Source organism: Streptomyces chartreusis, assembly GCF_008704715.1.
Lineage (GTDB): Bacteria > Actinomycetota > Actinomycetes > Streptomycetales > Streptomycetaceae > Streptomyces > Streptomyces chartreusis.
On sequence record NZ_CP023689.1, the window covers coordinates 6,070,412 to 6,096,039 of the forward strand.

The window sequence follows — 25,628 nt, forward strand, 5'->3', positions numbered from 1 at the left end:
AGCGGGCCGTGCCGGGGCCGTCGTAAATCGGTCGTGGGCGGTTGAGTGCGCGGCCTAACCTCCCGCCATGAACGAGCTCGTGCTCCATCTCGACCCCGCCGCCCGCCGGGAGCTCGACGACCTCGCGGACGCCACCGGCCGGCTCCCGGAGGACATCGCCCTGGACGCCGTACTGGATCGGCTGGCGCGTGAGTCGTCGGCGGTGCGGGGCACCGCGCAGTCGCTCGCCGGTGCTCACGCCGATCTGCTGCGGAGGCTCGGCGAATGACCAGGCACCTCACGGTCGCGGAGGTCACGACGATCGCCCGGATCGCCTTCGGCGGCCGCCCCCCGGAAGTCCGCGAGAGCGGTCTGTTCGCGTCCGCCGTGCACCGGCCCCGCGCCCGCATGTTCGGCACGGCGGCCTACGAGGACCTCCACGAGCAGGCGGCCGCGCTGCTGCACGCCATCGCGACGAACCACCCTCTCGTCGACGGGAACAAGCGCACGGCCTGGCTGGCCGCAGCGACCTTCCTCGGCGTCAACGGCGTCGGCCTGGAGGGCTGCGACCAGGACACCGCGTACGACCTCGTCATCGATGTCGCCTCCGGTGCGGAGAGCGACATCGCGGTGATCGCGGGGCGGCTGCGGCGGTTGTGACGTCGGTCCCACCCGGGCGTGACGCGGCCTCGTCCGCGGCTGGGCACCGTCGGGGCGCCGGTAGGGTGGCCCGGTTGTCATACGTAGCCGAGCCGCCCAACCCCTTTACGGAGACCGTGACTACCACCGCCGCCTCCTCCTCGCACCATCTGTCCCCCGCCTTCCCCGGCCGCGCCCCCTGGGGCACCGCCAGCAAGCTGCGTGCCTGGCAGCAGGGCGCGATGGAGAAGTACATCCAGGAGCAGCCGCGTGACTTCCTCGCGGTCGCCACGCCGGGCGCCGGCAAGACGACCTTCGCCCTCACCCTGGCCTCCTGGCTGCTGCACCACCATGTCGTGCAGCAGGTCACCGTGGTCGCGCCGACCGAGCACCTGAAGAAGCAGTGGGCGGAGGCGGCGGCGCGCATAGGCATCAAGCTCGACCCGGAGTACAGCGCGGGCCCGCTCGGCAAGGACTACCACGGCGTCGCCGTGACCTACGCCGGTGTCGGCGTACGGCCCATGCTGCACCGCAACCGCGTCGAGCAGCGCAAGACCCTCGTCATCCTCGACGAGATCCACCACGCCGGTGACTCCAAGTCGTGGGGCGAGGCCTGCCTCGAGGCGTTCGAACCCGCCACGCGGCGACTCGCCCTCACCGGTACGCCCTTCCGGTCCGACACCAACCCCATCCCCTTCGTCACGTACGAGGAGGGGAACGACGGGATCCGGCGGTCCGCCGCCGACTACACGTACGGATACGGCAACGCGCTCGCCGACCACGTAGTCCGCCCGGTCATCTTCCTGAGCTACAGCGGCAACATGCGCTGGCGCACCAAGGCCGGTGACGAGATCGCCGCGCGGCTCGGTGAGCCCATGACCAAGGACGCCGTCTCCCAGGCCTGGCGCACCGCCCTCGACCCGCGCGGCGAGTGGATGCCGAGTGTGCTGCGCGCCGCCGACCAGCGGCTGACCGAGGTCAGGAAGGGCATCCCGGACGCCGGCGCCCTCGTCATTGCCTCCGACCAGGACTCCGCGCGCGCCTACGCCAAGCTCATCCGCGAGATCACCGGCAGCAAGGCGACCCTGGTGCTCTCCGACGACGCCGGGGCGTCCAAGCGGATCGACGACTTCAGCGGCAGCAACGACCGCTGGATGGTCGCCGTCCGCATGGTGTCCGAGGGCGTCGACGTGCCCCGGCTGGCGGTGGGGGTGTACGCCACCACCATCTCCACGCCCCTCTTCTTCGCCCAGGCCGTCGGCCGTTTCGTACGGTCCCGGCGGCGCGGCGAGACCGCGTCCGTGTTCCTGCCCACCGTCCCCGACCTGCTCACCTTCGCCAACGAGATGGAGGTGGAACGGGACCACGCCCTCGACAAGCCGAAGAAGGAGGGCGAGGAGGACCCGTACGCCGAGTCCGAGAAGGAGATGGAGGAGGCGAACAAGGAGCAGGACGAGGACACCGGCGAGCAGGAGCAGTTCTCCTTCGAGGCGCTGGAGTCCGAGGCCGTCTTCGACCGGGTCCTCTACGACGGTGCCGAGTTCGGCATGCAGGCCCACCCCGGCAGCGAGGAGGAGCAGGACTACCTCGGGATCCCGGGGCTGCTGGAGCCCGACCAGGTGCAGATGCTGCTCCAGAAGCGGCAGGCGCGGCAGATCGCGCACAGCCGCAAGAAGCCGGACTCCGAGGCGGATCTGCTGGAGCTGCCCGCCGAGCGGCGGCCCGTCGTCTCGCACAAGGAGATGATGGAGCTGCGCAAGCAGCTCAACACGATGGTCAGTGCGTATGTGCATCAGAGCGGGAAGCCGCACGGGGTGATCCATACCGAGCTGCGACGGGTGTGCGGGGGGCCGCCGAGTGCGGAGGCCACTGCCGGGCAGTTGCGGCAGCGGATCGCCAAGGTCCAGGAGTGGGCCACGCGGATGAAGTAAGCGGTTCAGAGCGCTGTGCGTGCCGTATATATCAGGACGAACGGGCGTGGTCCGTACCGGCCAATGCCCGGATTCTGGACGGAGCCTTCCGCTCAGCGAACCGGCTTCGCTAATGTCCGCCTACGCACACGCCCCGTGGCAGCGCCGCCGCGGAGCGCAGCCGTGAAGCGACGCGGTCCGGAATGCCGGACCGCAGGCCGATCGGCGGCCTCTGAAGCGCGTCACTGACGGGACTCGGTGACGCATCCGTCGCGAGGGGGCTGCCGACCTCACCACTAAGGAGTGGGCGTCGTGACCGCGGAGACCTCTCAGACGCTCGACCGGGGACTGCGCGTCCTCAAACTGCTGGCCGATACGGACCACGGGCTGACCGTCACCGAGCTTTCCAACAAACTGGGCGTGAACCGGACCGTTGTGTACCGGCTCCTCGCCACGCTGGAACAACACGCCCTCGTACGCCGCGACCTGGGCGGCCGCGCCCGGGTCGGACTCGGGGTGCTGCGACTGGGCCGACAGGTGCACCCTCTGGTGCGCGAGGCCGCGCTGCCGGCGCTGCGCTCGCTCGCCGAGGACATCGGGGCGACGGCCCATCTGACACTGGTGGACGGCACGGAGGCGCTCGCCGTCGCCGTGGTCGAGCCGACCTGGACCGACTACCACGTGGCCTACCGGGCCGGCTTCCGGCACCCGCTGGACCGCGGTGCCGCCGGCCGGGCCATACTCTCCGCCCGGCAGCAGCCGACGGACGAGCCCGGTTACACGCTCACCCACGGTGAGCTGGAGGCAGGAGCGAGCGGGGCCGCCGCGCCGCTGCTCGGGGTGACCGGGGTCGAGGGCAGCGTGGGCGTGGTGATGCTGGCCGACTCGGTGCCGGAGCGGGTGGGACCGCGCGTCGTGGACGCCGCCAAGGAGGTGGCCGAGGCGCTGCGCTGACGGCAGGGGTCCGTGATGGATGGTGGCAGAACCGGCTGCTGACGTCGGGGCCGTGACGGGTGGTGGTCGGGCTGTGCGCACGGTGGTGCGTATGCGCTCTAGGCAGGGCTCGTGCCACCTCCGACACTCGACCCATGACCTCACTCAGCATCCGCACGGTTCACGACGTCGCCGGGTTCGCCGCGGTCGCCGACTACTTCAGCGACGTATGGCAGACGCCCCGTACCGCACCGCCCTTACTGCCCGAGACGCTGCACAGCATCGCCCACGCGGGCGGGGCCGTGCACGCCGCGTTCGAGGGTGAGCGGCTCACCGGTGCCTGTGTGGCCGTGTTCGGGCCGCCGCTGACGAGAGAGGTGTACTCCGTGCTGGCCGCCGCTGAGCGGGGGCTCGGGGTGCCGCTCAAGGAGGCGCAGCGGGCGTGGGCGGTGGAGCTGGGGGCACGCACCATGCGCTGGACCTTCGATCCGCTGGTCGGGCGCAACGCGCGCTTCAACTTCGTCAAGCTGGGCGCCGAGGGCACCGAGTACCTCGTCGACTTCTACGGCCCCATGGCGGACGGCGTGAACGACGGCGACGAGACCGACCGGCTGGCGGTGACCTGGGACCTGATCGAGCCGGGCCGGCACGAAGGCGTCGCGGGCCCCGCCGAGCGCGAGGTCGCGCCCACCACCCACGCGGCCCCCGACGGCGGCCCGCTCGCCCGCCGCGACCTCTCCGACCGGCACGTCTGGTGCCGGGTGCCGGACGACGTCGTGGCGCTGCGGGCCACCGATCCCCAGCTGGCGCTGCGCTGGCGGCGGGCCGTACGGGACGTCTTCACGAAGGCTTTCGCGGACGGATTCCTCGCAACGGGTATGTCTCGGGACGGCTGGTACACGCTCACCCGCCGGGAGGCCGCTTCGTGAAGCTCGAACGCGTCGAGATCGTCCATGTGGCGATTCCGCTGGTCAGCCCCTTCCGTACGTCCTTCGGCACGATGACGACGAAGGACACCTTCCTGCTGCACGTCGTCACCGACACCGCCGAGGGCTGGTCGGAGTTCGCGGCCGACCCCGAGCCGGGGTACTGCTCGGAGTTCGTGGCCGGCGCGGAGATCGTGCTGCGGGACTTCCTGCTGCCGCGCGTCGCCGCACTCCCCGTGGTCGCCGCGGCCCACCTCGGGCCCGCGACGGACGGCGTCAAGGGGCACGAGCTGGCGAAGGCGGCACTGGAGACGGCGGTGCTGGACGCGGAGCTGCGGTCGTACGGGATGTCGCTGGCCACGTACCTCGGGGCGGTGCGGGAGCGGGTGCCGGCCGGGGTGTCGGTCGGGATCCAGCAGACGATCGCCGAGCTGCTGGACGCCGTGGAGGGCTATCTCGCCGAGGGATATGTGCGGATCAAGCTGAAGATCGAGCCGGGGTGGGACCTCGAACCCGTACGGGCGGTGCGGGACCGCTTCGGGTGGGACCTGCCGCTCCAGGTCGACGCCAACACGGCGTACACGCTCGCGGACGCCGAGCACCTGCGACGGCTGGACGACTTCGGGCTGCTGCTGATCGAGGAGCCGCTGGACGAGAACAACCTGTACGCCCATGCCCGCCTCCAGCAGCGCATCACGACGCCCGTCTGTCTGGACGAGTCCCTGCACAACGCCCGCGACACCGCCTCCGCCATCGCGATGGACGCCTGCCGGGTGGTCAACGTCAAGCCCGCGCGGGTCGGGGGATACCTGGAGGCGCGGCGGGTGCACGACGTGGCGCACGCGCACGGGGTGCCGGTGTGGTGCGGCGGCATGCTGGAGACGGGGATCGGCCGCGCGCCGAACCTGGCGCTGGCCGCCCTGCCCGGCTTCACGCTGCCCGGGGACACCTCCGCGTCCAGCCGCTACTTCGCCGAGGACATCACCGAGCCGTTCGTACTGGTGGACGGGCATCTGCCGGTGCCGCGGACGCCGGGCATCGGGGTGCGGCCGCTGCCGGAGGCCCTGCGGCGCTTCACCCGGGAGCGGCGAGACCTGTACGTGACCTGACCAGCCCTGGCCCGTGACCTCGGTGGGGCAGCCTGGGCAGCTCCGACCTGCGCCTGGCCGGAAGCCGCCGTCACGTTAGATTGATCCCGTGTTCTCTCGTCTCACGCGCCCCCGGGCCGTCGCCCTCTGCGCTCTCCCGGTCGTCGCCCTGCTCGCCACGGCGGCCTTCGCGCCACTGCCGTTCTCGCTGACGCAGCCCGGCCTGACGGCGGACGTGCTGGGCGAGAACAGGGGCGAGCAGGTGATCACGATCTCCGGTGCGCCGACCCGGGACACCACCGGCGAGCTGCGCATGACGACGATCGAGGCGACCTCGCCCGACACGGACGTCTCGCTCGGCGACGTGGTCGACGCGTGGTTCAGCACGGACAAGGCGGTCATGCCGCGTGACTCGGTCTATCCGAGCGGGCGCAGCACGCGTGAGATCGAGCAGTTCAACACCGAGCAGATGCGGGAGTCGCAGGGCGACGCGACCGAGGCCGCGCTGAACTACCTCGACCTGAACGACAAGGACGTCAAGGTCACCCTGAAGCTCGCGGACGTGGGCGGCCCCAGCGCCGGTCTCCTCTTCTCCCTCGGCATCATCGACAAGCTCGACGGCGACGGCACGGGCGGCGACCTCACCGGCGGCCGCACCATCGCCGGCACCGGCACGATCGACCCCGCGGGCAAGGTCGGCGCGGTGGGCGGCGTCTCCCTGAAGACCCAGGCCGCCAGCCGCGACGGCGCCACGGTCTTCCTGGTCCCCAAGGCCGAATGCGGCGACGCGAAGGCCGAACTCCCCAAGGGCCTGCGCCTGGTACCGGTCACCACCCTGAAGGGCGCGGTGAACGCCCTGACGGCCCTGCAATCGGGGAAGGGCTCCGTGCCGAGCTGCTAGTGCGCGAGCGCTGTCGTTCGGGGAGTGGCCAGCCGCAGACCCACCTCTACGAGGGTCCAGCCGAGGCGGCTGCGGATGTCATGGGGCTGTCTGATCCGGGCCGCCAGACGGTGGGCCTCGGCCTGGGCGTGGAGGTCGGCGGCGCGGGCGTGGTGCAGGGCGAGGCGGGTCTCGGGGTGCTGCATCGGGCTTCGGCCTCTCAGTCCGTGCTGATGGGGAAGGTTCGGGTCTGCACGCGGATGGTGCTCGCGTCGAGGGCGTCCGCGACATCGGGCCGGTCGCGGTAGCTGTCGATCAAGTCGTGCAGCCTGCCCGCGAGTTCCTCCGCCAGCTCCGGGGTCAGCCGGAGCGTCATGCTGCTCATGTCCGCGCTGCGGTTCCACGCCTCGGACCACTCCCCGCGCGTACCGAGCCACGTCGACAGCTCGCGCGTCTGTGTGGTCGCGACCTCGTGCAGGTAGAGGTCGGCGGCGCCGCGCACATCCGGGTTGGGGTCGCGCAGGAGGGCGTCGTCGAAGCGCAGCCCCTGCACCGCCGCCTTCCACCACCGCTCCCGGCCCTTGCCCCGCTCGGGGTCGTCCTCCACGAAGCCGTGGGCCGCGAGCTGGCGCAGGTGATAGCTGGTGGCCCCGCTGGACTCGCCCAGTTTCTCGGCGAGCTGGGAGGCGGTGGCCGGTCCGCCGAAGCGCAGGGCGTCGAGCATCTGCATGCGCAGGGGATGGGCGAGTCCGCGCAGGGAGCGGGCGTCGAGGTCGTGAACCTTGGGCGGGTGGGACTCCGTCATGCATGCAAAGGTAGCGTTGCAAAGAATCCTTTGCAACGGGTTCTTTGGAACTGTCCGGCCCTCAACCCGACCCCCAACTCCCCACCCCCCTACTTCACGAACCCCTCCTGCTTCATCCAGTCCAGGGCCACCTGGTGCGGGTCCTCGCCGTCGACGTCCACCTTCGCGTTCAGGTCCTGGGCGACGGAGTTGTTCAATTTCTTGGTGATCGGGTCGAGGACGCCCGTGATGGCCGGCCACTTCTTCAGGGTCTTGGTGTTGATCACCGGGGCCGCGTTGTAGTTGGGGAAGAAGTGCTTGTCGTCGTCCATGACCACGAGGTTCATGGACTTGATGCGGCCGTCCGTCGTGAACACCTCGCCGTAGGTGCACGTCCCCTTGGCGACCTGGGTGTAGATGATGCCGGTGTCCATCTGGGTGATGTTCCCCGTCGGGATGCTCATGCCGTACGCCTTCTGCATCCCCGGCAGCCCGTCCGCCCGGTTGGCGAACTCGACCTCCACGCACAGCGTCACCGCCGAGGGGTCGGACTTCGACAGCGCGGCGACCTCCGAGAGGTCGTTCGTGCCGTACTTCTTGTGGTTGTCCTGGTTCATCGCCAGCGCGTAGGTGTTGTCCAGCGCGGAAGGCGGAAGCCAGGTCAGCCCGTTCTTCGCGTCCTCCTTGCGCACCGCCTCCCACTGCGCCTGCGGGTCGGTGATGGGATCGCTGTGCCCCAGATACGTGATCCAGGCCGTGCCCGTGTACTCGTACCCGGCGTCCGCGTCGCCCTTGCGGACCGCCTCCCGGCTGCCGATGGACCCCTGGATGCCGGTCCGGTCGAGCACGTCCGCGCCGGCCGCCTCGAACGCGATGCCCATGATCGCGCCGAGGATGAGCTGCTCGGTGAACGACTTCGACGTCACCGTCAGCTCGGCGCCCTTCAGCGGCTCACCCCGGCCGATCGTCCCGGGCCGTACGTCGTCGACCATGGGGGAGCCGCTGGTCAGACCGCATCCGGCGGCCGCCACCAGCAGCCCGGCCGTCCACAGGACCGTCGGCCGCCTCACAGGTCCAGCCCCCGCGGCCGCAGCAGCACTTCCGCCAGCGCCGCCAGCCAGTCCACCAGCAGGGCGAGGCTGACCGTGAGGATCGAGCCGAGGACCAGCACCGGCATGCGCTGGTTGGTGATGCCGGCCGTGATCAGCACGCCCAGACCGCCGCCCCCGCCGAACACCGCCAGGGTCGCCGTACCCACGTTGAGGACCAGGGCCGTGCGGACGCCCGCCAGGATCAGCGGGACCGCCAGGGGGAGTTCCACCCGGGACAGGACCCCGAGAGGGGACATGCCGATGCCGCGCGCCGCCTCCAGCATGGTCGGGTCGTTCGCCTGGAGACCGGCCATCGTGTTGGACAGCACGGGCAGCACGGCGTACGCGATCATGCCGATCAGGGCGGCCCGGCGGCCGATGCCCAGCCAGATCACCAGCAGCGCGAGCAGCCCGATCGCCGGGGTCGCCTGGCCCATGTTGGCGAACGCCACCGCCACCGGGGTCGCCTTGCGGAACGCCCGCCGGGTGAGCAGGATCCCCAGCGGGATCGCGATGATCAGCACGAAGAAGGTGGAGATCGCCGTGAGTTCGATGTGCTCCCACAGGGCCTGGGAGACCTGACCGTTCGACAGCGCGTTCTCGGAGACCGCGTCGAGGTCGGCCTGCTGGAACCACAGCCAGGTCGCGAGCAGGATCACCACCAGCATCGCGGGCACGATCGTCAGCTGCTGCCAGCTCAGCTTCCGGAACGGGCGCCGCACGTGCGAGGAGTAGGTGGCCCCACCGGCCCCACCGGCCCCGCCGGACCCCGAGGCCCCACCGGGCCCTGTGGCCTCGCCGGCCCTCGCGCCTCCGCCGGCCCCCGCGCCTCCGCCGCCCCCCGGGTCTGCGTCCGTCCCGGGAACATCGGGTTCCGAGGACGTCTCCCGCTCCCGGGACGTCCTGGGGCCCTCGGGAGTGCTCACGCCTTCATCCCCCCTCCCTCGCCCTCCTGCTCGGCGTGCGTGCGCTCCGCCCGCGCCCCCTCCAGCTCGTGCTGGGCCTCCAGCGCCTCCAGCCGGTCGGCGTCCAGCAGCTCGTGCACCGAGTTCATCAGCGTCTCCATGTCGACGACGCCCGTGTACTCACCGCGCCGCCCGGTCACCACGACCCGCCCCGCGTTGTCGGTGAGCACTGCCTCCAGGGCGTCCCGCAGCGTGGCGTCCCGCGTCACCGTGTCGCTCACCAGCGTCCCGGCCCGGGCCAGCGAACCCCGGGCCCGCATCAGGTCGCCGCGCCGGAGCCACTTGTAGGGCCGGCCCCGCTTGTCGAGCAGCAGGATCTCGTTGGTGCCGCTGGAGCGGAGCCGGTTGAAGATCTCCTGGAGCGGGTCGTCGACGGTGACCGTCGGATAGTCGGTGATCTCCACGTCCCGTACCCGGGACAGGTTCAGCCGTTTCAGCGCCGCCCCGGCGCCGACGAAACCGGAGACGAAGTCGTCCGCCGGGTTGGTGAGGATCGCCTCGGGGGTGTCGAACTGGGCGATGTGCGACTGCTCGCGCAGCACGGCGATACGGTCACCGAGCTTGATCGCCTCGTCGAAGTCGTGCGTGACGAAGACGATCGTCTTGTGCAGCTCGTGCTGGAGCCTGATCAGCTCGTCCTGGAGGTGATCACGGGTGATCGGGTCGACCGCGCCGAACGGTTCGTCCATCAGCAGCACCGGCGGATCCGCCGCCAACGCCCGTGCCACGCCCACGCGTTGCTGCTGACCGCCGGACAGTTGCCGCGGATACCGGCCGCGGAACTCCCCGGCGTCCAGCCCGACGAGGTCGAGCAGCTCCTCGACCCGTGAGGCGATCCGCGTCTTCGACCAGCCGATCATCTTCGGGACGAGCGCGATGTTCTGCGCGACCGTCATGTGCGGGAACAGCCCCGCGGACTGGATCGCGTAGCCGACCTTGCGGCGCAGCTTCACCGGGTCGATGTCGGTGACGTCCTCGCCGCCGATGCGGATCCGGCCGCCGGTCGGCTCGATCAGCCGGTTGATCATCTTCAGGGTCGTCGACTTCCCGCACCCGGAGGGGCCGACGAGGATGACGACCTCGCCCGCCTTGATCTCCATGTTCACGTTGTCGACGGCCGGCGTCGGATTGCCCGGATACTCCTTCGACAGGCTCTCCAGCTCGATCGAGGCCCCGTGGTGGCCGTTGTGGCCGCTGTCCTCAGGCACGGATCCCCCTGGAGATGGTCAGCCGCCCGATCAGGACGTACGCGGCGTCGAACAGCAGCGCCAGGATGATGATCCCGACCGTGCCCGCGAGCACCTGGTTCAGCGCGTTCGCGCTGCCCAGCGAGGCGAGACCGCGGAAGATGACATTGCCGAGGCCGGGGCCGGAGGCGTACGCCGCGATCGCCGCGATGCCCATCAGCATCTGCGTGGCGACCCGGATCCCGGTCAGGATCGGCGGCCAGGCCAGCGGCAGCTCCACCTTCAGCAGCCGGGTGAGCCGGGACATCCCGATGCCCTTGGCCGCGTCCACCAGGGACGGGTCGACCCCGCGCAGCCCGACGATGGAGTTGCGCACGATCGGCAGCAGCCCGTACAGCGTCAGCGCGATCACCGTGGGCGCCACGCCGAGACCCACGATCGGGATGAGCAGACCGATCATGGCCAGCGACGGAATGGTGAGGATGCCCGAGGTCGTCAGCGTGGCGAAGTTGCCGGCCCACTCGCTGCGATAGGTGACGACCCCGATCAGCACCCCGATCACGGTCGCCACCACCATGCACTGCAGGACGGCGCTGGCGTGCTGGAGGGCGTCGGCGAACAGCTGCTGGTGGCGGTTGCCCAGGTACTCCCAGAAGCTCACACGCACTCACCCCACCGGGTCGCGGGCTAGTTGTCGGCCGTGTCCTGTGCCGCCTGCTCCACCAACGGGATGATCCGCAGCGGAACAGGGTTCTCCATCACGATCGCGGTGGAGGCCCGGACGATCCCATCGAAGCCGACAACCCGGTCGATCACACGCTGGAGATCGGCGTTGGAGCGCGCCACCAGCCGGCACATCATGTCCCCGGTCCCGGTGGTGGTGTGCAGCTCCAGCACCTCCGGCACGGTCGCCAAGTGCGCCCGTACGTCCGGCCCTTGCCCCTGGCGGATCTGCAGCGTGGCGAACGCGGTGACCGGGTAGCCGAGCGCGGCCGGCTCCACCTGGGGACCGAATCCGCGGATGACTCCGTTCGACTGAAGCCGGTCCAGCCGCGCCTGCACGGTCCCGCGGGCCACTCCCAGCCGCCGGGACATCTCCAGCACCCCGATCCGCGGCTCGCGCGCCAGCAGCACGATGATCCGCCCGTCCAGATGATCGATCGCCACAGCAGCCTCCCTGGTGGGGTGGTCATCCTGTACAGACAGCCCGCAGAAACGGACCCTGCACTGAACATATTGTCCAGTGAAAAACCAAACTATTGCGCACCTTGCCGTATCGGAGTGAGGCTGCGCCTATGACGCAGACCACACACCACACTCCCGACACCGCCCGGCAGGCCGACCCCTTCCCGGTCAAGGGAATGGACGCGGTCGTCTTCGCCGTGGGCAACGCCAAGCAGGCGGCGCACTACTACTCGACCGCTTTCGGCATGCGTCTCGTGGCCTACTCCGGACCGGAGAACGGCAGCCGCGAGACCGCGAGCTATGTGCTGGAGAACGGCTCCGCCCGGTTCGTCCTCACCTCCGTCATCAAGCCCGCCACCGCCTGGGGCCACTTCCTCGCCCAGCACGTGGCCGAGCACGGCGACGGTGTCGTCGACCTCGCGATCGAGGTCCCGGACGCCCGGGCCGCGTACGCCTACGCGCTGGAACACGGCGCCCGCTCGGTGGCCGAGCCGTACGAGGTGAAGGACGAGCACGGCACCGTCGTGCTGGCCGCCATCGCGACGTACGGCGAGACCCGCCACACCCTGGTCGAGCGCGGCGGCTACGACGGCCCGTACCTGCCCGGCTTCGTGGCGGCCAAGCCGATGGTCGAGCCGCCCGCCCACCGCACGTTCCAGGCGATCGACCACTGCGTCGGCAACGTCGAGCTCGGCCGGATGAACGAGTGGGTCGGCTTCTACAACAAGGTCATGGGCTTCACGAACATGAAGGAGTTCGTGGGCGACGACATCGCGACCGAGTACAGCGCGCTGATGTCGAAGGTCGTGGCCGACGGCACGCTCAAGGTCAAGTTCCCGATCAACGAGCCCGCCATCGCCAAGAAGAAGTCCCAGATCGACGAGTACCTGGAGTTCTACGGCGGCGCCGGCGTCCAGCACATCGCGCTGAACACCAACGACATCGTCGCCACGGTCCGCACCATGCGCGCGGCCGGCGTCCAGTTCCTCGACACCCCGGACTCCTACTACGACACCCTCGGCGAGTGGGTCGGCGACACCCGGGTCCCCGTCGACACCCTGCGCGAGCTGAAGATCCTCGCCGACCGTGACGAGGACGGCTACCTGCTGCAGATCTTCACCAAGCCGGTCCAGGACCGTCCGACCGTCTTCTTCGAGATCATCGAGCGGCACGGTTCGATGGGCTTCGGAAAGGGCAACTTCAAGGCCCTGTTCGAGGCGATCGAGCGGGAGCAGGCCAAGCGCGGAAACCTGTGACGGCCCTCTGAGCTTCTCCAGTCGTGCGGGTGTCACGGGGGGCATCCGCACGACCGGAGGGAGACATCGGTGGGGGACACGGTGGACCGCTTCGACCTGTCCGTGGCGTCCGAGCGCTGGCTGTGGAAGAAGGACACGCTCAAGGAGCCGACCGTCCTTCAGTCGTTCGCCCTCGACGAGGTGCACAAGCACCTGTACGTCCTGCAGATCGTGTGGGGCGGCTCCGAGGCCGGCGACCTGTGCCTGAACCGCCTCGACCTTCAGGGCAAGCGCCTCGGCCACATGTACCTGCGCGGCTTCGGACACGGCGTGGGCATCGGCGTGCAGCACGCGCCCGACGGCACCGTCTGGATCTGGACCGAGTGCGCCGCGAGCGAGGGCGGCTACGGCCGCGGCGTCACCCGTTTCCGCTTCTTCCCCGGTGCCACCCGCGAGGTCGCCGACGTCAACGTCCGCTTCCCGATACGGGGTTCCACCGGCAACCAGCCGTCGATCTGCCAGGCCACGGGCCGTATCGCAGTGCGCCACCGGGTCGACGACGTGCCGCGCTACCGGATCTACGACCTCGCCGCGTTCGTCGCCGGTGACTACACCACCCACCTCGCCGACTTCCCGCAGACCGGCACGCACCCCGACCCGACGGTCCCGTTCCAGGGGTTCGCCCTGCACGGCGACCACCTCTACCAACTGGCCGGCACGCCCTACGACCCGCAGCGCAACCCGCCCGCCGGCCGCGGCGACACCCATGTGTCCTGCCTGCACATCCGCACCGGCGAACCGGTCCAGCGCGAGCGCACCGAGGCCGGTCACTCGCTCTCCTTCCGCGAGCCGGAGGGCCTCGCGGTGCGGCGTACACCGAAGCCGTGGCTGTGCATGGGCTTCGCGTCCGGAGCGGTGGGCGCCCGCGAGTTCTCGGTCTACTACAAGCCGCACCGCCCCTGAAAGCCGGCGCTCACTCCTCCTCGGACTTCTCCTCGGGCTCGGCGTCCATGTCCGGCACGTCCTCCACCGACGGCTCGCCCAGTTCCCGCAGCGCCTGCTCCGCCAGCGGCACCCGGGTCGGCGAGAAGCGGGGGCTGATCCGCAGCGCCTCCTGGAGATGCCGCCGCGCGGCCCCCGGCATCTCCAGCTCCCGTTCGATCATCCCCAGGTGGTACACGTACAGCGCGCTGCGTACCCCGCCCCCGCGGTGCCGGTCGGTCGCCACCCGCGCGAACTTCAGCGCCTCCTCGTCCTCGCCGGCCCGGTGCAGCGCCCAGCCCAGCGCGTCGGCCACCGCGATCCCCGGCTGCCGGCGCCACTCGTCCCGCAGCCGCCGCACCGCCGCCTCGGGGTCGCCGTGGTCGGCCTCGAAACGGCCCAGCACCAGCTCGTCGTCCACCCCGCCCTCCGCGCTCCGCGCCACCCGCTCCCGCAGCGAGTCGTACTGCACCCGCGCCGCCTGCTCCAGCCCCAGCGACTCGTACAGCTCGCCCAGTTCAAGGGCGTACTCCGGATCCGGCCGCTTGGCGAAGGCGGCCCGGTAGGCGTTCAGCGCCTCCGTCGTCCGGCCCAGCGCCGCCAGCGTCCGCCCCTGCCCCGCGAGCGCGGCCCGCTGGTCGGGGTCGAGCCGCACCGCCTCCCTGAAGTACCGCAGGGCCTCGTCAAGGTCACCGCGTTCGAAGGCGAGCTGCCCGCCCCGCTCCAGATACGCCGCCCGCTCGGCCGGGGTCTCCGCGCCCGCCGCCGCGTCGGACAGGGCGGCCGCCGCGTCCTCCCGCCGGCCCCGGTCCCGGTACACGCCGGCCGCCCACGCCAGCACCTCCGGCCCCTTGCGCAGCTCCACCAGCCGGTCCAGCGCCTTGTCGGCCGCCTTGTAGTCACCGAGCCCGGTCTGCGCGTCGATCAGCTGCGGATACGCCGACCACAGCCTCCGGTCCGCCTTCAGCGCCGCCTCGCTCCAGTTGCGCGCGGCCCGGAAGTCCCGCCGCGCGTTCGCCAGCGCCGCCATGCCGTCCAGCGCCCCGGCATTTTGCTCGCGCGCCTTCAGGGACCTGCGCAACGCCTCTTCCGCCTTCGGGTAGTTCGCCGGGTCCGAGGTCCGGCGGCCCTGCTCCACATACGCCGCGCCCAGCACCGCCCACGACTCGGCGTCCCCCGGGTAGGCCCGCAAGTGCCGCTCCCGCCCGTCGATCAGCACCGCGAGATCGGGCAGCGCGACGGCCACGCCCGTGGTGACCGCGGCCAGCGCCCGCGCCCCCGGCGCCGGCGGGGGAGTCCCGGCCCCGCCCGACCCCCACGGCAGCAGCGTCAGCAGCCCGCCGAGCACGGCACACCCCGCCACCGAGGCGAGCAGCACCCGCCGCCGGACCCGCGGGAACCCCGGCCGCGTGCCCTGTCCGTTCTCCACGGCGTCGTTCTCCATGGCGCTCACTGTGCGTGAATACGGTGCGTCGACACGACGACCACACCCGCCTTACGTCGGCTGCCGTACGCGGGGTTCACACCGATGGCCCCGGGTGTCACGCTGTGATCATGAGCCGTACCGAAGCCGCACCCGACCGCGCCCGGGGTGACCTCACCGAGCGGCTGCTCGCGGGCCTGCCGCCCGAGGCCGTCCTCACCGACCCCGACATCACGGCCTCCTACGCCAACGACATGGCCAGCTTCTGCCCGGCCGGCGCCCCCGCCGTGGTGGTGCTGCCGCGCACCGTCGAAGAGGTCCAGCACGTCATGCGCACCGCCACCGAGCTGCGCGTCCCGGTCGTCCCGCAGGGCGCCCGCACGGGCCTGTCGGGCGGGGCCAACGCCTCCGACGGCTGCATCGTGCTGTCCCTGACCAAGATGGACCGGATCCTGGAGATCAACCCCGTCGACCGCATCGCCGTCGTCGAGCCCGGCGTCATCAACGCCGCCCTCTCCCGCGCGGTGGGCGAACACGGCCTGTACTACCCGCCGGACCCCTCCAGCTGGGAGATGTGCACGATCGGCGGCAACATCGGCACCGCCTCCGGGGGCCTGTGCTGTGTGAAGTACGGGGTGACGGCGGAGTACGTCCTCGGCCTCGACGTCGTCCTGGCCGACGGCCGCCTGATGACCACGGGCCGCCGTACGGCGAAGGGGGTCGCGGGGTACGACATGACGCGCCTGTTCGTCGGCTCCGAGGGCTCGCTCGGCATCGTCGTACGGGCCGTCCTGGCGCTGCGGCCGCAGCCGCCGCAGCAGCTGGTGCTGGCCGCCGAGTTCGCGTCCGCGGCCGCCGCCTGCGACGCGGTGTGCAAGATCATGGCCGGCGGGCATGTGCCGTCACTGCTGGAGATCATGGACCGGACGACGGTCAAGGCCGTCAACGACCTGGCGCACATGGGGCTGCCGGACACCACGGAGGCGCTGCTGCTGGCCGCCTTCGACACTCCGGACCCGGGGCCGGACCTGGCTGCCGTGGGCGCGCTGTGCGAGGCGGCCGGGGCCACGCAGGTGGTGCCGGCGGACGACGTGGCCGAGTCCGAACTGCTCCTCCAGGCGCGGCGGTTGTCCCTGACCGCGCTGGAGGCGGTGCGGGGCGTGACGATGATCGACGACGTGTGCGTGCCGCGCTCGCGGCTCGGCGATCTCATCGAGGGCGTCGAGCGGATCGCGGAGAAGCACAAGCTCACCATCGGGGTCGTCGCGCACGCGGGCGACGGCAACACGCATCCGACGGTGTGCTTCGACGCGGGCGACGTCGACGAGTCCCGGCGCGCCCGTGAGTCGTTCGACGAGATCATGGCCCTCGGGCTGGAACTCGGCGGCACGATCACGGGCGAGCACGGCGTGGGTGTGCTGAAGAAGGAGTGGCTGGCGCGGGAGATCGGCCCGGTGGGCATCGAGATGCAGCGGGGCATCAAGCAGGTCTTCGACCCCCTGGACATCCTGAACCCGGGCAAACTCTTCTGACGTACCGCGCCTCACCGGGCGAGCAGCTGGTCGAGCGCGTCGTCGATCCCCAGTTGCTCGCCCTCGGTCCCCGGGGGCACCGCCCGCAACGTCCGCTCGAGCCAGGCCGACACCTGCGCCGCGGGTGCCTCCAGCAGGGCGTCCCCGTCCGGTGAACTGAGGGCCATCAGCACCACAGTGCGGCCCTCGGACTTCGTCGGCCACACCCGCACGTCCCCGTGCCCGCACGGCCGGAACACCCCCTCGACGAGCAGATCGCGGGAGAAGGTCCAGTGCACGGGCTGCTCGGAGTTGATGTGGAAGGTGACGTGCACGGCGTACGGATCGTCGCTGTGATAGCTCAGCCGCGCCGGCACCGGCACACTGCGCTCCGGCGACAGGATGAGCCGCAACTCCAGTTCGCGCTCCACGACGGTGTGATGCATGGCGTTCGTTTCCTCTCTCGCGACGCGTGCGAGCCGTGTGGACGGGCCCGTACGAGTGGAGAGGGAGCAGGGGCGCGGATCATTACGCGACTTCCCCCAACTTTTTCCCGGCCCGATCCCGCACCGGACTTCCGCTCGTGTGAAGTACGTGCACGAGGTTGCCCGACTGTGCTTTCCCGGGGGACGACCCCCGGACCCCCAGCCGAAAGAGCGGGATCGCCGTTACCCCGACAGCCGCCGCGGGACAGCGCTCCCGGGTTCGTGCCGTCGGCGTACCGCACCGGACTTCCGCTCGTGTGAAGTACGTGTACGAGGTTGCCCGGAAAGGGGCGGGTCCGGCGGGACCGGGGGTGCTTGTTGCGCCGGTCTGATAGATGTGGAGGCCCCCATTTGACCCACGAGCAGATACCGGACGACGGACATGAGCGCCCCAACCCCGGCCCCCGGTGACGACCGGCCCCGCGATGGGTATTACCCGGACCCGTCCATTCCTGGATATGTCCGGTACTGGAACGGCGCCTCCTGGGTGCCGGGCACCAGCCGTCCGGCGCCCACGGACGGCGAGACGCTCGCCCCGCCGCCGGGTGCGCAGCCGGTCCAGCCGCCCTCGGTGGAGGAGACCGGCCCGCACTTCTTCGACGAGGAGCCCGCGCCCGGCGGTGCCCACCACGGCAGCCGTCCCGAGCCGGCGTCCGCCTGGGGCGCCGACTCCGCCCACCAGTCCGGCTTCGGCGGCGAGCAGGACCGCCGGGTCTCCTGGGGCCGGCCCGAGCCCGATCCGCGGGACCCGCGCACGGCGGCCCCCGCGGACGGCTCGGCGACTTCGCCCGCCGAGCCGGACGCGGACTCCGGCGGCGTCGCCTCCGGGGACACGTTCATGATCCGCAGGCCCGTCGCGGGTACTTCGGGGCAGGCCGCTTCCGGCATCCCCGGCCCCGGTGGCCCCGCCCCCGCCGACGGCACCATGGCAATCCGCGCGGTGACCCCGCGCACGGGGCAGCAGGGCGGGGCGGCCGGGGCGCAGGGCGGAGGCACGGGCGCGTCCGCCGTCCCGGGCGCCGCTCGTGCGGACGCAGAGCGCCCCGGCGCGGCCGGTGCCCCGCAGGGCCCCGGCTTCGGCGCCGGGAAGGCCGCCGCGGACCGCGCCTCGGTGGCCCAGTCGCAGCCTCAGGGGGCCGCTGGAGCCGGGTCCGCGGCCCAGGCGCCCGCCGGTGCCCCCGCGGGCCTCTCCGGCCCGCAGCAGGCCGCTCCGGGCGTCCCCCGTCAGTCCGTTGCCCCGCAGCAGCAGGGCGCCGGCCCCGGCACGCCGCAGCAGCAGGCCGCCGAGCCCGGCACGCCGATGGCCGCGGGCGCTGGCGGCGGTCAGTCCTCCTGGGCGCAGCAGGTCCACCGGCTCGCCGGCCCCACCGACGAGGACCAGCCCGTCGCCCCCTGGAAGCCCCCGACCCTGGACCCCTTCCAGGCCGCCGCCCTGCGCCAGTCCGCCGCCCGCCCCGCGAACCTCGGCAAGCGGCTCGCCGCCCGGCTGATCGACACCGTCGTGCTGGCCGCCGTCACCGCGGTGGCCGCCGTGCCGCTCGGCACCAAGGCCCTCGACCACGTCAACGACAAGATCGACGCCGCCAAGCTCTCCGGCGAGACGGTCACCGTCTGGCTGCTGGACGGCACCACGTCCGTGTACCTGGGCATCATCCTCGCCGTGCTGCTCCTGTTCGGCGTGGTCTACGAGGCGCTGCCCACCGCCAAGTGGGGCCGCACGCTGGGCAAGAAGGCGCTCGGCCTCGACGTGCGGGACATCGAGGGCCACGAGCCCCCGCAGTTCGGCGTCGCCCTGCGCCGCTGGTTCGTCCTCAGCGTCCCCGGCCTGCTCGTCATCGGCGTCGTAGGTGTCCTGTGGTGCGTGTTCGACCGGCCGTGGCACCAGTGCTGGCACGACAAGGCGGCACATACGTTCGTCGCGGGCTGACCCGTACGGCGTACGCCCCAGGGGATTTACGTACTCCGGACGGCCCCGCGCCGGATGCGGAACCCACGTGTTCGCGGTCGACTCGGGGCCATGAGCAGCGAACCGCCTCCCGGCTCCGGGCAGCAGCCCCCGGAGGACGACAGGTTCAGGAAGCAGCCCCCGCCGGCCGGGGGCTCGGGTTCGCCGTACGGTGATCAGCCTCCGTACGGCGGCGGCCAGCCCCCGCCCCCGCCGGGCGGCGGTGGCCCCTACGGCGGCGGCGGGCCCTACGGCGGTGATCCGTACGGCGGCGGCGGTTACCCCAGCGACCCCCTCGCCGGGATGCCCCCGCTGGCCGACAGCGGCAAGCGCACGATCGCCCGCATCCTCGACATGATCCTGGTCGGCGTCTTCGTCTGGTTGCTCACGTGGGGCTTCGGCGTCACCGAACTCGACGTGGACACCGACAAGGTGGAGTACGGCAAGTCCCTCGGGCAGTCCGCGATCGCCGCCGTGCTCTACATCGCCTACGACACCGTCATGACCGTCAGGGACGGGCAGACCCTCGGCAAGCGGCTGTTCAAGATGCGGGTCGCCAACCTCGACAACGGCGCCACGCCGTCCGTGCAGAGCTCGCTGATCCGCGCGGCGGTCCTGTGGATCCCGTTCGCGTTCTGCTGCGCCTGCATCTGGACGGCGATCTGCGGCGGTTGGAGCTATTTCGACAGGCCCTACAAGCAGGGCCTGCACGACAAGGCGGCGAAGACGGTGGTGGTCAGCACCGGCAGCTGACGAACGTCAGGACTGCGAGAGCGCGGGCTCCTCCGCCTTCTCCTGTTCCGCGCCGGCGGGCTTGCGCACCGCCACCACGCGGGCCCTCTTCGGGATCGGCACCGTCATGGCGACCAGGAGGCCGAGCATGAGCGCCGCTACGGCGATGACCGCGATCCCCACACCTGAACTGGTCTGTGACAGCAGCAGCATGGCGAGCGTGGAGAAGATCACGGTGCACGAGCCGTAGGAGAGCTGTGCGGCAGTCGGACGAGGCATGATCATCGTGTCCTCGGAATCAGGGGTGCACGGGGGTCTCGGCCTGGCTTTCCGCCGACGTCCGGGCGTTCCGCCATCCGACTCTAACCGCGTGCATGCCCGAGAGGAACAAACCGTAAGCGTGACCTAACCAACAGTGCCGGTGCACAGGGGGCGCACGGAGTCATGGCGTCCAGCAAGTGGACGGAAGCGCGCGCCCGTTAGTAAAAGATCGTTGTTCGCTAAACGAACAGCGGCTCCGCATAATGCAATTGACCTGTTCAAGTCAAGGTCTGTTTTTTCTGCTTAACCTCTAGTCAAATGTCGTCACTTGACTACACGCGTTGATCACGTGCGCGGATCCTCCATGACCAGGACCCTCCTTCCGCGCGCCCGGCGCGGGGGAGGATCTCAAGTGACCAGTAGACCCTGGACGTTCAGAACGGCGGCGACCGCCGTCGCGCTCGCGACGGCAGCGGCGACCTTCTCCACCTACGCGGTGGCCCAGGCCGACGAAGGCGCCCCGGCTTCCGTCGAGCGGCACGATCCGGCGGACAACACCCACGCCGAGCACAACCTCGACGGCCCGATGAGCAAGACTCAGGAGGCCCAGCGCGAGGAAGCCCTGAAGCAGGTCATATCCGGCGACGCCAAGGTGACCAAGCGCGGGGGCTCGCAGGTCGTCCAGCTGAAGAGCAAGAAGGGCGACAGCAAGTACGTCGAGCTCGGCCGCGAGAAGACCGACAAGATCTTCACGATCCTGGTCGAGTTCGGCGACAAGATCAGCGAGTTCGGCGGCACCGCGGGCCCGGCCCACAATCAGATAGCCGAGCCCGACCGCGCCAAGGACAACTCCACGGCGTGGAAGAAGGACTACAACCAGAAGCACTACCAGGACCTCTACTTCGGCACCGGCAAGAAGACCGAGTCGGTCAAGAAGTACTACGAGAAGCAGTCCTCCGGCCGCTACTCGGTCGAGGGCGAGGTCGCCGACTGGGTCAAGGTCCCGTACAACGAGGCCCGCTACGGCAACAACGCCTGCGGACAGACCAACTGCTCCAGCGTCTGGAACGTCGTCAGCGACGGTCTGAACGCGTGGGTCGCCCAGCAGAAGGCAGCCGGCAAGACCGACGCCGAGATCAAGGCGGACGTCGCGAAGTTCGACCAGTGGGACCGCTACGACTTCGACGGCGACGGCAACTTCAACGAGGCCGACGGCTACATCGACCACTTCCAGGTCGTGCACGCAGGTGAGGACGAGTCCGCGGGCGGCGGCGCGCAGGGCACCGACGCCATCTGGGCCCACCGCTGGTACGCGTTCGGCACCGACGCGGGTGCCACCGGCCCCGCGGGCAACAAGCTGGGCGGCGCGAAGATCGGCGACACCGGCATCTGGGTCGGCGACTACACCGTGCAGCCCGAGAACGGCGGCCTGGGCGTCTACGCCCACGAGTACGGCCACGACCTCGGTCTGCCGGACCACTACGACACCACCGGCAACGGCGACAACTCCACCGGCTTCTGGACCCTGATGTCCTCCGGTTCCTGGCTCGGCACCGGCAAGAAGGAGATCGGTGACCTGCCGGGCGACATGACCGCCTGGGACAAGCTCCAGCTGGGCTGGCTCAAGTACGACACGGCCAAGGCCGGTACGAGCTCCTGGCACAAGCTCGGTGTCGCCGAGTACAACACCAAGCACAAGCAGGGTCTTGTGGTGGAGCTGCCCAAGAAGAAGGTCACCACGGAGATCGTGGCCCCGGCGCAGGGCGCGAACCAGTGGTGGAGCGGCAGCGGCGACAACCTCGCCAACACCCTGACCCGTTCCGTGGACCTCACGGGCAAGACCTCCGCCTCGCTGACGCTGGACGGCTGGTACGACATCGAGGCCGAGTACGACTACCTCTACACCGAGGTCTCCACCGACGGCGGCGCCAACTGGACGGCCGTCGACGGCACGGTCGACGGTGCGGCCATCCCGAAGGACGCCAGCGGCAAGCCGGCGCTCACCGGCACGGTCGACGCGTACAAGAAGCTGGTCTTCCCGCTGAACGCCTACGCCGGCAAGAAGATCGACCTGCGGTTCCGCTACCAGACCGACGGCGGCGTGGCCCAGAGGGGCTTCGCGGCCGACGAGATCACCGTGACGGCCGACGGCGCGGCGGTGTTCTCCGACAACGCCGAGGCCGCGGACGCCGCTTGGAAGACCAAGGGCTTCTCCCGCATCGGTGCGTCCATCACGGACGACTACGCGCAGTACTACATCGCCGAGAACCGTCAGTACGTGTCGTACGACAAGACCCTGAAGACCGGCCCGTACAACTTCGGCTTCGCGGGGGTCCGTCCGGACTGGGTGGAGCACTACCCGTACCAGAACGGCCTGTTGATCTGGAAGTGGGACACCTCCCAGAAGGACAACAACACCAGCGTGCACCCCGGTGTCGGCCTGGTCCTGCCGATCGACTCGCACCCGGCGGCCATGAAGTGGGCCGACGGCACGGTGATGCGCAACCGCATCCAGTCCTACGACTCGCCCTTCAGCAAGTTCCGTACGGACGGCATCAACCTGCACAACGCCGACGTCCTGACCAAGATCCCGTCGAGCGCGGGGGTGTCGGTCTTCAACGACCGGACCAACACGTACTACGACGCGCAGACCCCGACCGCCGGTGTCAAGATCACTGACACCAACACCAAGATCAAGATCACCAAGGAGGCCAAGAACGGCTCCACGATCGAGCTCGAGGTCGGTCCTGCGGTGAAGTAATCACCATCTTCGCAGGTCAGAGCATGATCGGCGGCGACCCCTTGGCGGGTTGCCGCCGATCGTGTTTAGGTGCACCCTGTGCTTGCCTTATTGACACCGACTCGCACGGGGGTGTGACCGCATGGCCGCAGGAGGTTTCTGCAAGCTGCCGACCGGCAGCGTGGTGGTGGCTCTGAACCTGCCCAGACCCGCCGCCGACGGCACGGGCTGCGTCCGTGTCCTCGTGCACGCCCAGAACCGCGCCCGAGCCCTGACCAGGCTCCGCAATCTGGGCATGCGCGCCGTCTACCTGCGCGGCAACGCCGCGCCGCCGACGCCGGACGAGATCACGGCCGTCCTGCACCACCCCGACGGCCTGATATGGCGAACGGCACCTGACAACGGTGTCGCGACGGCCCCGGAACTGATGCAGGAGCTCTGGCACCCGATCAGGGCACTGCTGAGACGCCCCGCCGCAACGCCGTAACGGGTCGAGAGCGGGGGGACCGCAGCACCCCAAGGGGCGCGGGGAACTGCGCGACCAGCCACGACGGACCCGCAGTCTCCCGACCACCGATCGTGGCACCCCGACCGAGCGGCTAGGCCACCACCGGCTTCCCGGACAGCTCGACCCCGGCCTCGCGCAGCTCCTCCAGCGCCCGCTCCGTGGTCTCCTGGGCCACTCCGGCGGTGAGGTCCAGCAGGACGTGCGTACGGAACCCCTCGTTCGCGGCATCCAAAGCGGTAGCGCGAACGCAGTGGTCCGTGGCGATGCCCACCACGTCCACCTCCGAGACCTCCCGGGCCCGCAGCCAGTCGGCCAGCTTCACACCGTTCTCGTCGGCCCCCTCGAACCCGCTGTACGCAGCCGCGTACGCCCCCTTGTCGAAGACCGCGTCGATCGCGCCCGAGGCCACCGCGGGGGCGAAGTTCGGGTGGAACCCGACCCCCTCTGTGCCCGCGACGCAGTGCGCCGGCCAGGAGTGCCGGAAGTCGGGGTGGGCGGAGAAGTGACCGCCGGGCGCGATGTGGTGATCGCGGGTGGCCACGACGTGCTGGTAGCCGGACCCCGCCGCCTGCCCGATCAGCTCGGTGACGGCGGCGGCCACGTCGGCACCGCCGGCCACGGCGAGGCTGCCCCCCTCGCAGAAGTCGTTCTGCACGTCTACGACGATCAAGGCGCGGCGCATGGTCGGTGTCCTTCGGTTATGGACCCTTGGTGCGGGCCGCTGAAATCGGTGCCGGCCCGGCCGGTGAACTTCCGAGCCTAGAGACTTCGGGTGCGGTGCGGGAGGGGGCATGGGGTGAGCACGCCGAGCGCGCTCGCTTCACGCCCCCGCCGAGCTCCCCGAGCGCCCGTTGACGTACTCCGTCGGAATGACAGGTTCCCCGCGCGAGAGCTGTGTGGCGGACAGCGGCAGGTTGGCCCGCGCGGCCCCATGCCGGTCCCGTACGGCGTCCAGCGGCTCCCGCGCCACCACGGTCCCGCCCTTGACCAGCTCGACAAGCAGCTGCCGGTCGGTCAGCTCGGCAGGCACCGCCTCCGTGCCGATGACCTCGGCCTCCGCGACCCCGTACTCGTCCAGGCGCCGCGCGGCCCACTTGCGGCCGCCGATGGAGGTCTTGCCGCCGGTCGACCTCTTCGCGACCGGCACCAGCGGCGCCCCGGCCTCGGTGGACTCGGCGCGGGCGACCAGCTTGTAGACCATCGAGCAGGTCGGATGCCCGGAGCCGGTCACCAGCTGGGTGCCGACGCCGTACGCGTCCACCGGCGCCGCGGCCAGCGAGGCGATGGCGTACTCGTCCAGGTCCGAGGTCACGATGATCCGGGTGCCGGTCGCGCCCAGCTCGTCCAGCTGCTGGCGGACCCGGTGCGCGACCAGCAGCAGATCGCCCGAGTCGATACGGACGGCGCCCAGCTCGGGCCCGGCGACCTCCACGGCCGTACGGACCGCCTCGGCGACGTCGTAGGTGTCCACGAGCAACGTGGTGCCGCGTCCCATGGAGTTCACCTGGGCCTGGAAGGCGTCCCGCTCGCGGTCGTGCAGCAGGGTGAAGGCGTGTGCGCTGGTGCCGACCGTGGGGATGCCGTAGCGGAAGCCGGCGGCCAGGTCGGAGGTGGAGGCGAAGCCGCCGATGTAAGCGGCGCGGGAGGCGGCCACGGCGGCCAGCTCGTGGGTGCGCCGGGCGCCCATCTCGACGAGCGGGCGCGTCCCGGCCGCCGACGACATGCGGGAGGCGGCCGCGGCGATCGCGGAGTCGTGGTTGAGGATGGAGAGGATCACCGTCTCCAGCAGCACGCACTCGGCGAAGGTGCCCTCCACCCGCATGATCGGCGAGCCGGGGAAGTAGACCTCGCCCTCCGGGTAGCCCCAGACGTCACCGGAGAACCGGTAGTCCGCGAGCCAGGCGAGGGTCTGCTCGTCGACGATCTTCCGCTCGCGCAGGAAGCCGATGACGTCCGCGTCGAAGCGGAAGTTCTCCACGGCGTCCAGGACACGTCCGGTGCCGGCCACGACGCCGTAGCGCCGTCCGTCGGGCAGCCGCCGCGTGAAGACCTCGAACACACTCCGCCGCTCGGCGGTGCCCGCCTTGAGCGCCGCCTGAAGCATCGTGAGCTCGTACTGGTCCGTGAAGAGCGCCGTCGAGGGAACCTCCACCGGCAGCCCAAGGTCCGCTGTGTTCATGGCAACCGATGGTACCCCCATTTCGTCAGTCTGACGATTTGGTACCGGGCGTTCGCCGGGG

26 protein-coding genes are annotated in these 25,628 nt (G+C 70.7%); 14 read left to right on the forward strand and 12 right to left on the reverse strand.

Annotation, left to right across the window (positions count from 1 at the left end; translation table 11 throughout):
• Positions 1 to 67: 67 nt before the first annotated feature.
• The 7 genes from CP983_RS26615 to CP983_RS26645 all read left to right on the forward strand — a co-directional run bounded on the left by CP983_RS26615 (position 68) and on the right by CP983_RS26645 (position 6,376).
• Positions 68 to 268: a hypothetical protein gene (locus CP983_RS26615; protein WP_150502274.1), complete on the forward strand. Its 201-nt coding sequence runs from the start codon at positions 68 to 70 to the stop codon at positions 266 to 268.
• The gene (locus CP983_RS26620) at positions 265 to 639 is read left to right on the forward strand and encodes a type II toxin-antitoxin system death-on-curing family toxin (protein ID WP_150502275.1); all 375 of its coding nucleotides are present in this window, start codon (positions 265 to 267) and stop codon (positions 637 to 639) included. Before CP983_RS26615 ends, CP983_RS26620 begins: the two co-directional genes overlap by 4 nt.
• 116 nt (positions 640 to 755) lie before the next feature.
• Complete coding sequence (locus CP983_RS26625) at positions 756 to 2,549, forward strand: DEAD/DEAH box helicase (protein WP_107905674.1); 1,794 nt, start codon at positions 756 to 758, stop codon at positions 2,547 to 2,549.
• Between the two features lie 291 nt (positions 2,550 to 2,840).
• Positions 2,841 to 3,482, forward strand: a complete 642-nt coding sequence (locus tag CP983_RS26630; RefSeq protein ID WP_030955484.1) for an IclR family transcriptional regulator — start codon at positions 2,841 to 2,843, stop codon at positions 3,480 to 3,482.
• Between the two features lie 134 nt (positions 3,483 to 3,616).
• The gene (locus CP983_RS26635; protein WP_150502277.1) at positions 3,617 to 4,390 is read left to right on the forward strand and encodes a chorismate synthase; all 774 of its coding nucleotides are present in this window, start codon (positions 3,617 to 3,619) and stop codon (positions 4,388 to 4,390) included.
• Entirely contained in the window at positions 4,387 to 5,496 is a 1,110-nt protein-coding gene (gene menC / locus CP983_RS26640) for an o-succinylbenzoate synthase (protein ID WP_150502279.1), read from the forward strand. The genes CP983_RS26635 and menC overlap by 4 nt, the downstream gene beginning before the upstream one ends.
• A gap of 88 nt (positions 5,497 to 5,584) precedes the next feature.
• A complete protein-coding gene (locus tag CP983_RS26645) occupies positions 5,585 to 6,376 on the forward strand; it encodes a S16 family serine protease (protein ID WP_107905673.1) in 792 nt (263 codons plus the stop codon).
• Here the strand turns inward: CP983_RS26645 and CP983_RS44080 are convergent.
• From CP983_RS44080 to CP983_RS26680, 7 genes are all read right to left on the reverse strand, one after another.
• A complete protein-coding gene (locus CP983_RS44080; RefSeq protein ID WP_167537766.1) occupies positions 6,373 to 6,561 on the reverse strand; it encodes a hypothetical protein in 189 nt (62 codons plus the stop codon). The two genes, CP983_RS26645 and CP983_RS44080, sit on opposite strands and share 4 nt — an antisense overlap.
• A 14-nt stretch (positions 6,562 to 6,575) precedes the next feature.
• Positions 6,576 to 7,160 (reverse strand): ArsR/SmtB family transcription factor, encoded by a 585-nt coding sequence (locus CP983_RS26655; protein ID WP_150502283.1) that lies wholly within the window; start codon positions 7,158 to 7,160, stop codon positions 6,576 to 6,578.
• An 89-nt stretch (positions 7,161 to 7,249) separates the two neighbouring features.
• Positions 7,250 to 8,131, reverse strand: a complete 882-nt coding sequence (locus CP983_RS26660) for a glycine betaine ABC transporter substrate-binding protein (RefSeq protein ID WP_250568044.1) — start codon at positions 8,129 to 8,131, stop codon at positions 7,250 to 7,252.
• Between the two features lie 74 nt (positions 8,132 to 8,205).
• Positions 8,206 to 8,952, reverse strand: coding sequence for an ABC transporter permease (locus tag CP983_RS26665; protein WP_229915029.1), 747 nt, complete (start codon positions 8,950 to 8,952; stop codon positions 8,206 to 8,208).
• A gap of 200 nt (positions 8,953 to 9,152) precedes the next feature.
• Entirely contained in the window at positions 9,153 to 10,403 is a 1,251-nt protein-coding gene (locus CP983_RS26670; RefSeq protein WP_107905670.1) for a betaine/proline/choline family ABC transporter ATP-binding protein, read from the reverse strand.
• Positions 10,396 to 11,043: an ABC transporter permease gene (locus CP983_RS26675; protein WP_030950710.1), complete on the reverse strand. Its 648-nt coding sequence runs from the start codon at positions 11,041 to 11,043 to the stop codon at positions 10,396 to 10,398. Before CP983_RS26675 ends, CP983_RS26670 begins: the two co-directional genes overlap by 8 nt.
• A gap of 26 nt (positions 11,044 to 11,069) precedes the next feature.
• Positions 11,070 to 11,549, reverse strand: coding sequence for an Lrp/AsnC family transcriptional regulator (locus tag CP983_RS26680; protein WP_030950711.1), 480 nt, complete (start codon positions 11,547 to 11,549; stop codon positions 11,070 to 11,072).
• Positions 11,550 to 11,677: 128 nt separating this feature from the next.
• Between CP983_RS26680 and hppD the strand changes: the two genes are divergently transcribed.
• Entirely contained in the window at positions 11,678 to 12,823 is a 1,146-nt protein-coding gene (gene hppD, locus CP983_RS26685; RefSeq protein ID WP_107905669.1) for a 4-hydroxyphenylpyruvate dioxygenase, read from the forward strand.
• A gap of 69 nt (positions 12,824 to 12,892) precedes the next feature.
• On the forward strand, positions 12,893 to 13,765 hold the full coding sequence (locus tag CP983_RS26690) for a phage baseplate protein (RefSeq protein WP_229915028.1): 873 nt from the start codon (positions 12,893 to 12,895) through the stop codon (positions 13,763 to 13,765).
• Positions 13,766 to 13,775: 10 nt separating this feature from the next.
• Here CP983_RS26690 and CP983_RS26695 read toward each other — a convergent pair whose 3' ends face one another.
• Positions 13,776 to 15,227, reverse strand: coding sequence for a tetratricopeptide repeat protein (locus tag CP983_RS26695; RefSeq protein WP_150502285.1), 1,452 nt, complete (start codon positions 15,225 to 15,227; stop codon positions 13,776 to 13,778).
• A 104-nt stretch (positions 15,228 to 15,331) separates the two neighbouring features.
• Here CP983_RS26695 and CP983_RS26700 point away from each other — a divergent pair, with 104 nt between their 5' ends.
• Positions 15,332 to 16,738, forward strand: coding sequence for an FAD-binding oxidoreductase (locus CP983_RS26700; protein WP_150502287.1), 1,407 nt, complete (start codon positions 15,332 to 15,334; stop codon positions 16,736 to 16,738).
• A gap of 11 nt (positions 16,739 to 16,749) precedes the next feature.
• Here CP983_RS26700 and CP983_RS26705 read toward each other — a convergent pair whose 3' ends face one another.
• Positions 16,750 to 17,163 (reverse strand): SsgA family sporulation/cell division regulator, encoded by a 414-nt coding sequence (locus CP983_RS26705; protein WP_107905666.1) that lies wholly within the window; start codon positions 17,161 to 17,163, stop codon positions 16,750 to 16,752.
• Positions 17,164 to 17,584: 421 nt separating this feature from the next.
• On the opposite strand from CP983_RS26705, the gene CP983_RS26710 reads away from it, so the two are divergent.
• Positions 17,585 to 19,129, forward strand: a complete 1,545-nt coding sequence (locus CP983_RS26710) for an RDD family protein (RefSeq protein ID WP_150502289.1) — start codon at positions 17,585 to 17,587, stop codon at positions 19,127 to 19,129.
• 90 nt (positions 19,130 to 19,219) lie between these two features.
• Positions 19,220 to 19,900: an RDD family protein gene (locus CP983_RS26715; protein WP_150502291.1), complete on the forward strand. Its 681-nt coding sequence runs from the start codon at positions 19,220 to 19,222 to the stop codon at positions 19,898 to 19,900.
• A gap of 6 nt (positions 19,901 to 19,906) precedes the next feature.
• Here CP983_RS26715 and CP983_RS26720 read toward each other — a convergent pair whose 3' ends face one another.
• Positions 19,907 to 20,164: a hypothetical protein gene (locus CP983_RS26720; protein ID WP_093866544.1), complete on the reverse strand. Its 258-nt coding sequence runs from the start codon at positions 20,162 to 20,164 to the stop codon at positions 19,907 to 19,909.
• A 388-nt stretch (positions 20,165 to 20,552) separates the two neighbouring features.
• Here CP983_RS26720 and CP983_RS26725 point away from each other — a divergent pair, with 388 nt between their 5' ends.
• Both CP983_RS26725 and CP983_RS26730 read left to right on the forward strand, forming a co-directional pair.
• Positions 20,553 to 22,901: an immune inhibitor A domain-containing protein gene (locus CP983_RS26725; protein WP_150502293.1), complete on the forward strand. Its 2,349-nt coding sequence runs from the start codon at positions 20,553 to 20,555 to the stop codon at positions 22,899 to 22,901.
• Positions 22,902 to 23,022: 121 nt separating this feature from the next.
• Positions 23,023 to 23,367: a hypothetical protein gene (locus tag CP983_RS26730; RefSeq protein WP_107905663.1), complete on the forward strand. Its 345-nt coding sequence runs from the start codon at positions 23,023 to 23,025 to the stop codon at positions 23,365 to 23,367.
• 112 nt (positions 23,368 to 23,479) lie between these two features.
• On the opposite strand, the gene CP983_RS26735 is transcribed toward CP983_RS26730, so the two are convergent.
• Positions 23,480 to 24,070 (reverse strand): isochorismatase family protein, encoded by a 591-nt coding sequence (locus CP983_RS26735; protein WP_125525999.1) that lies wholly within the window; start codon positions 24,068 to 24,070, stop codon positions 23,480 to 23,482.
• A gap of 138 nt (positions 24,071 to 24,208) precedes the next feature.
• Positions 24,209 to 25,567 carry a nicotinate phosphoribosyltransferase gene (locus CP983_RS26740; RefSeq protein WP_150502295.1) on the reverse strand — a complete coding sequence of 453 codons (1,359 nt, stop codon included), beginning with the start codon at positions 25,565 to 25,567 and terminating at the stop codon, positions 24,209 to 24,211.
• Positions 25,568 to 25,628: the final 61 nt, after the last annotated feature.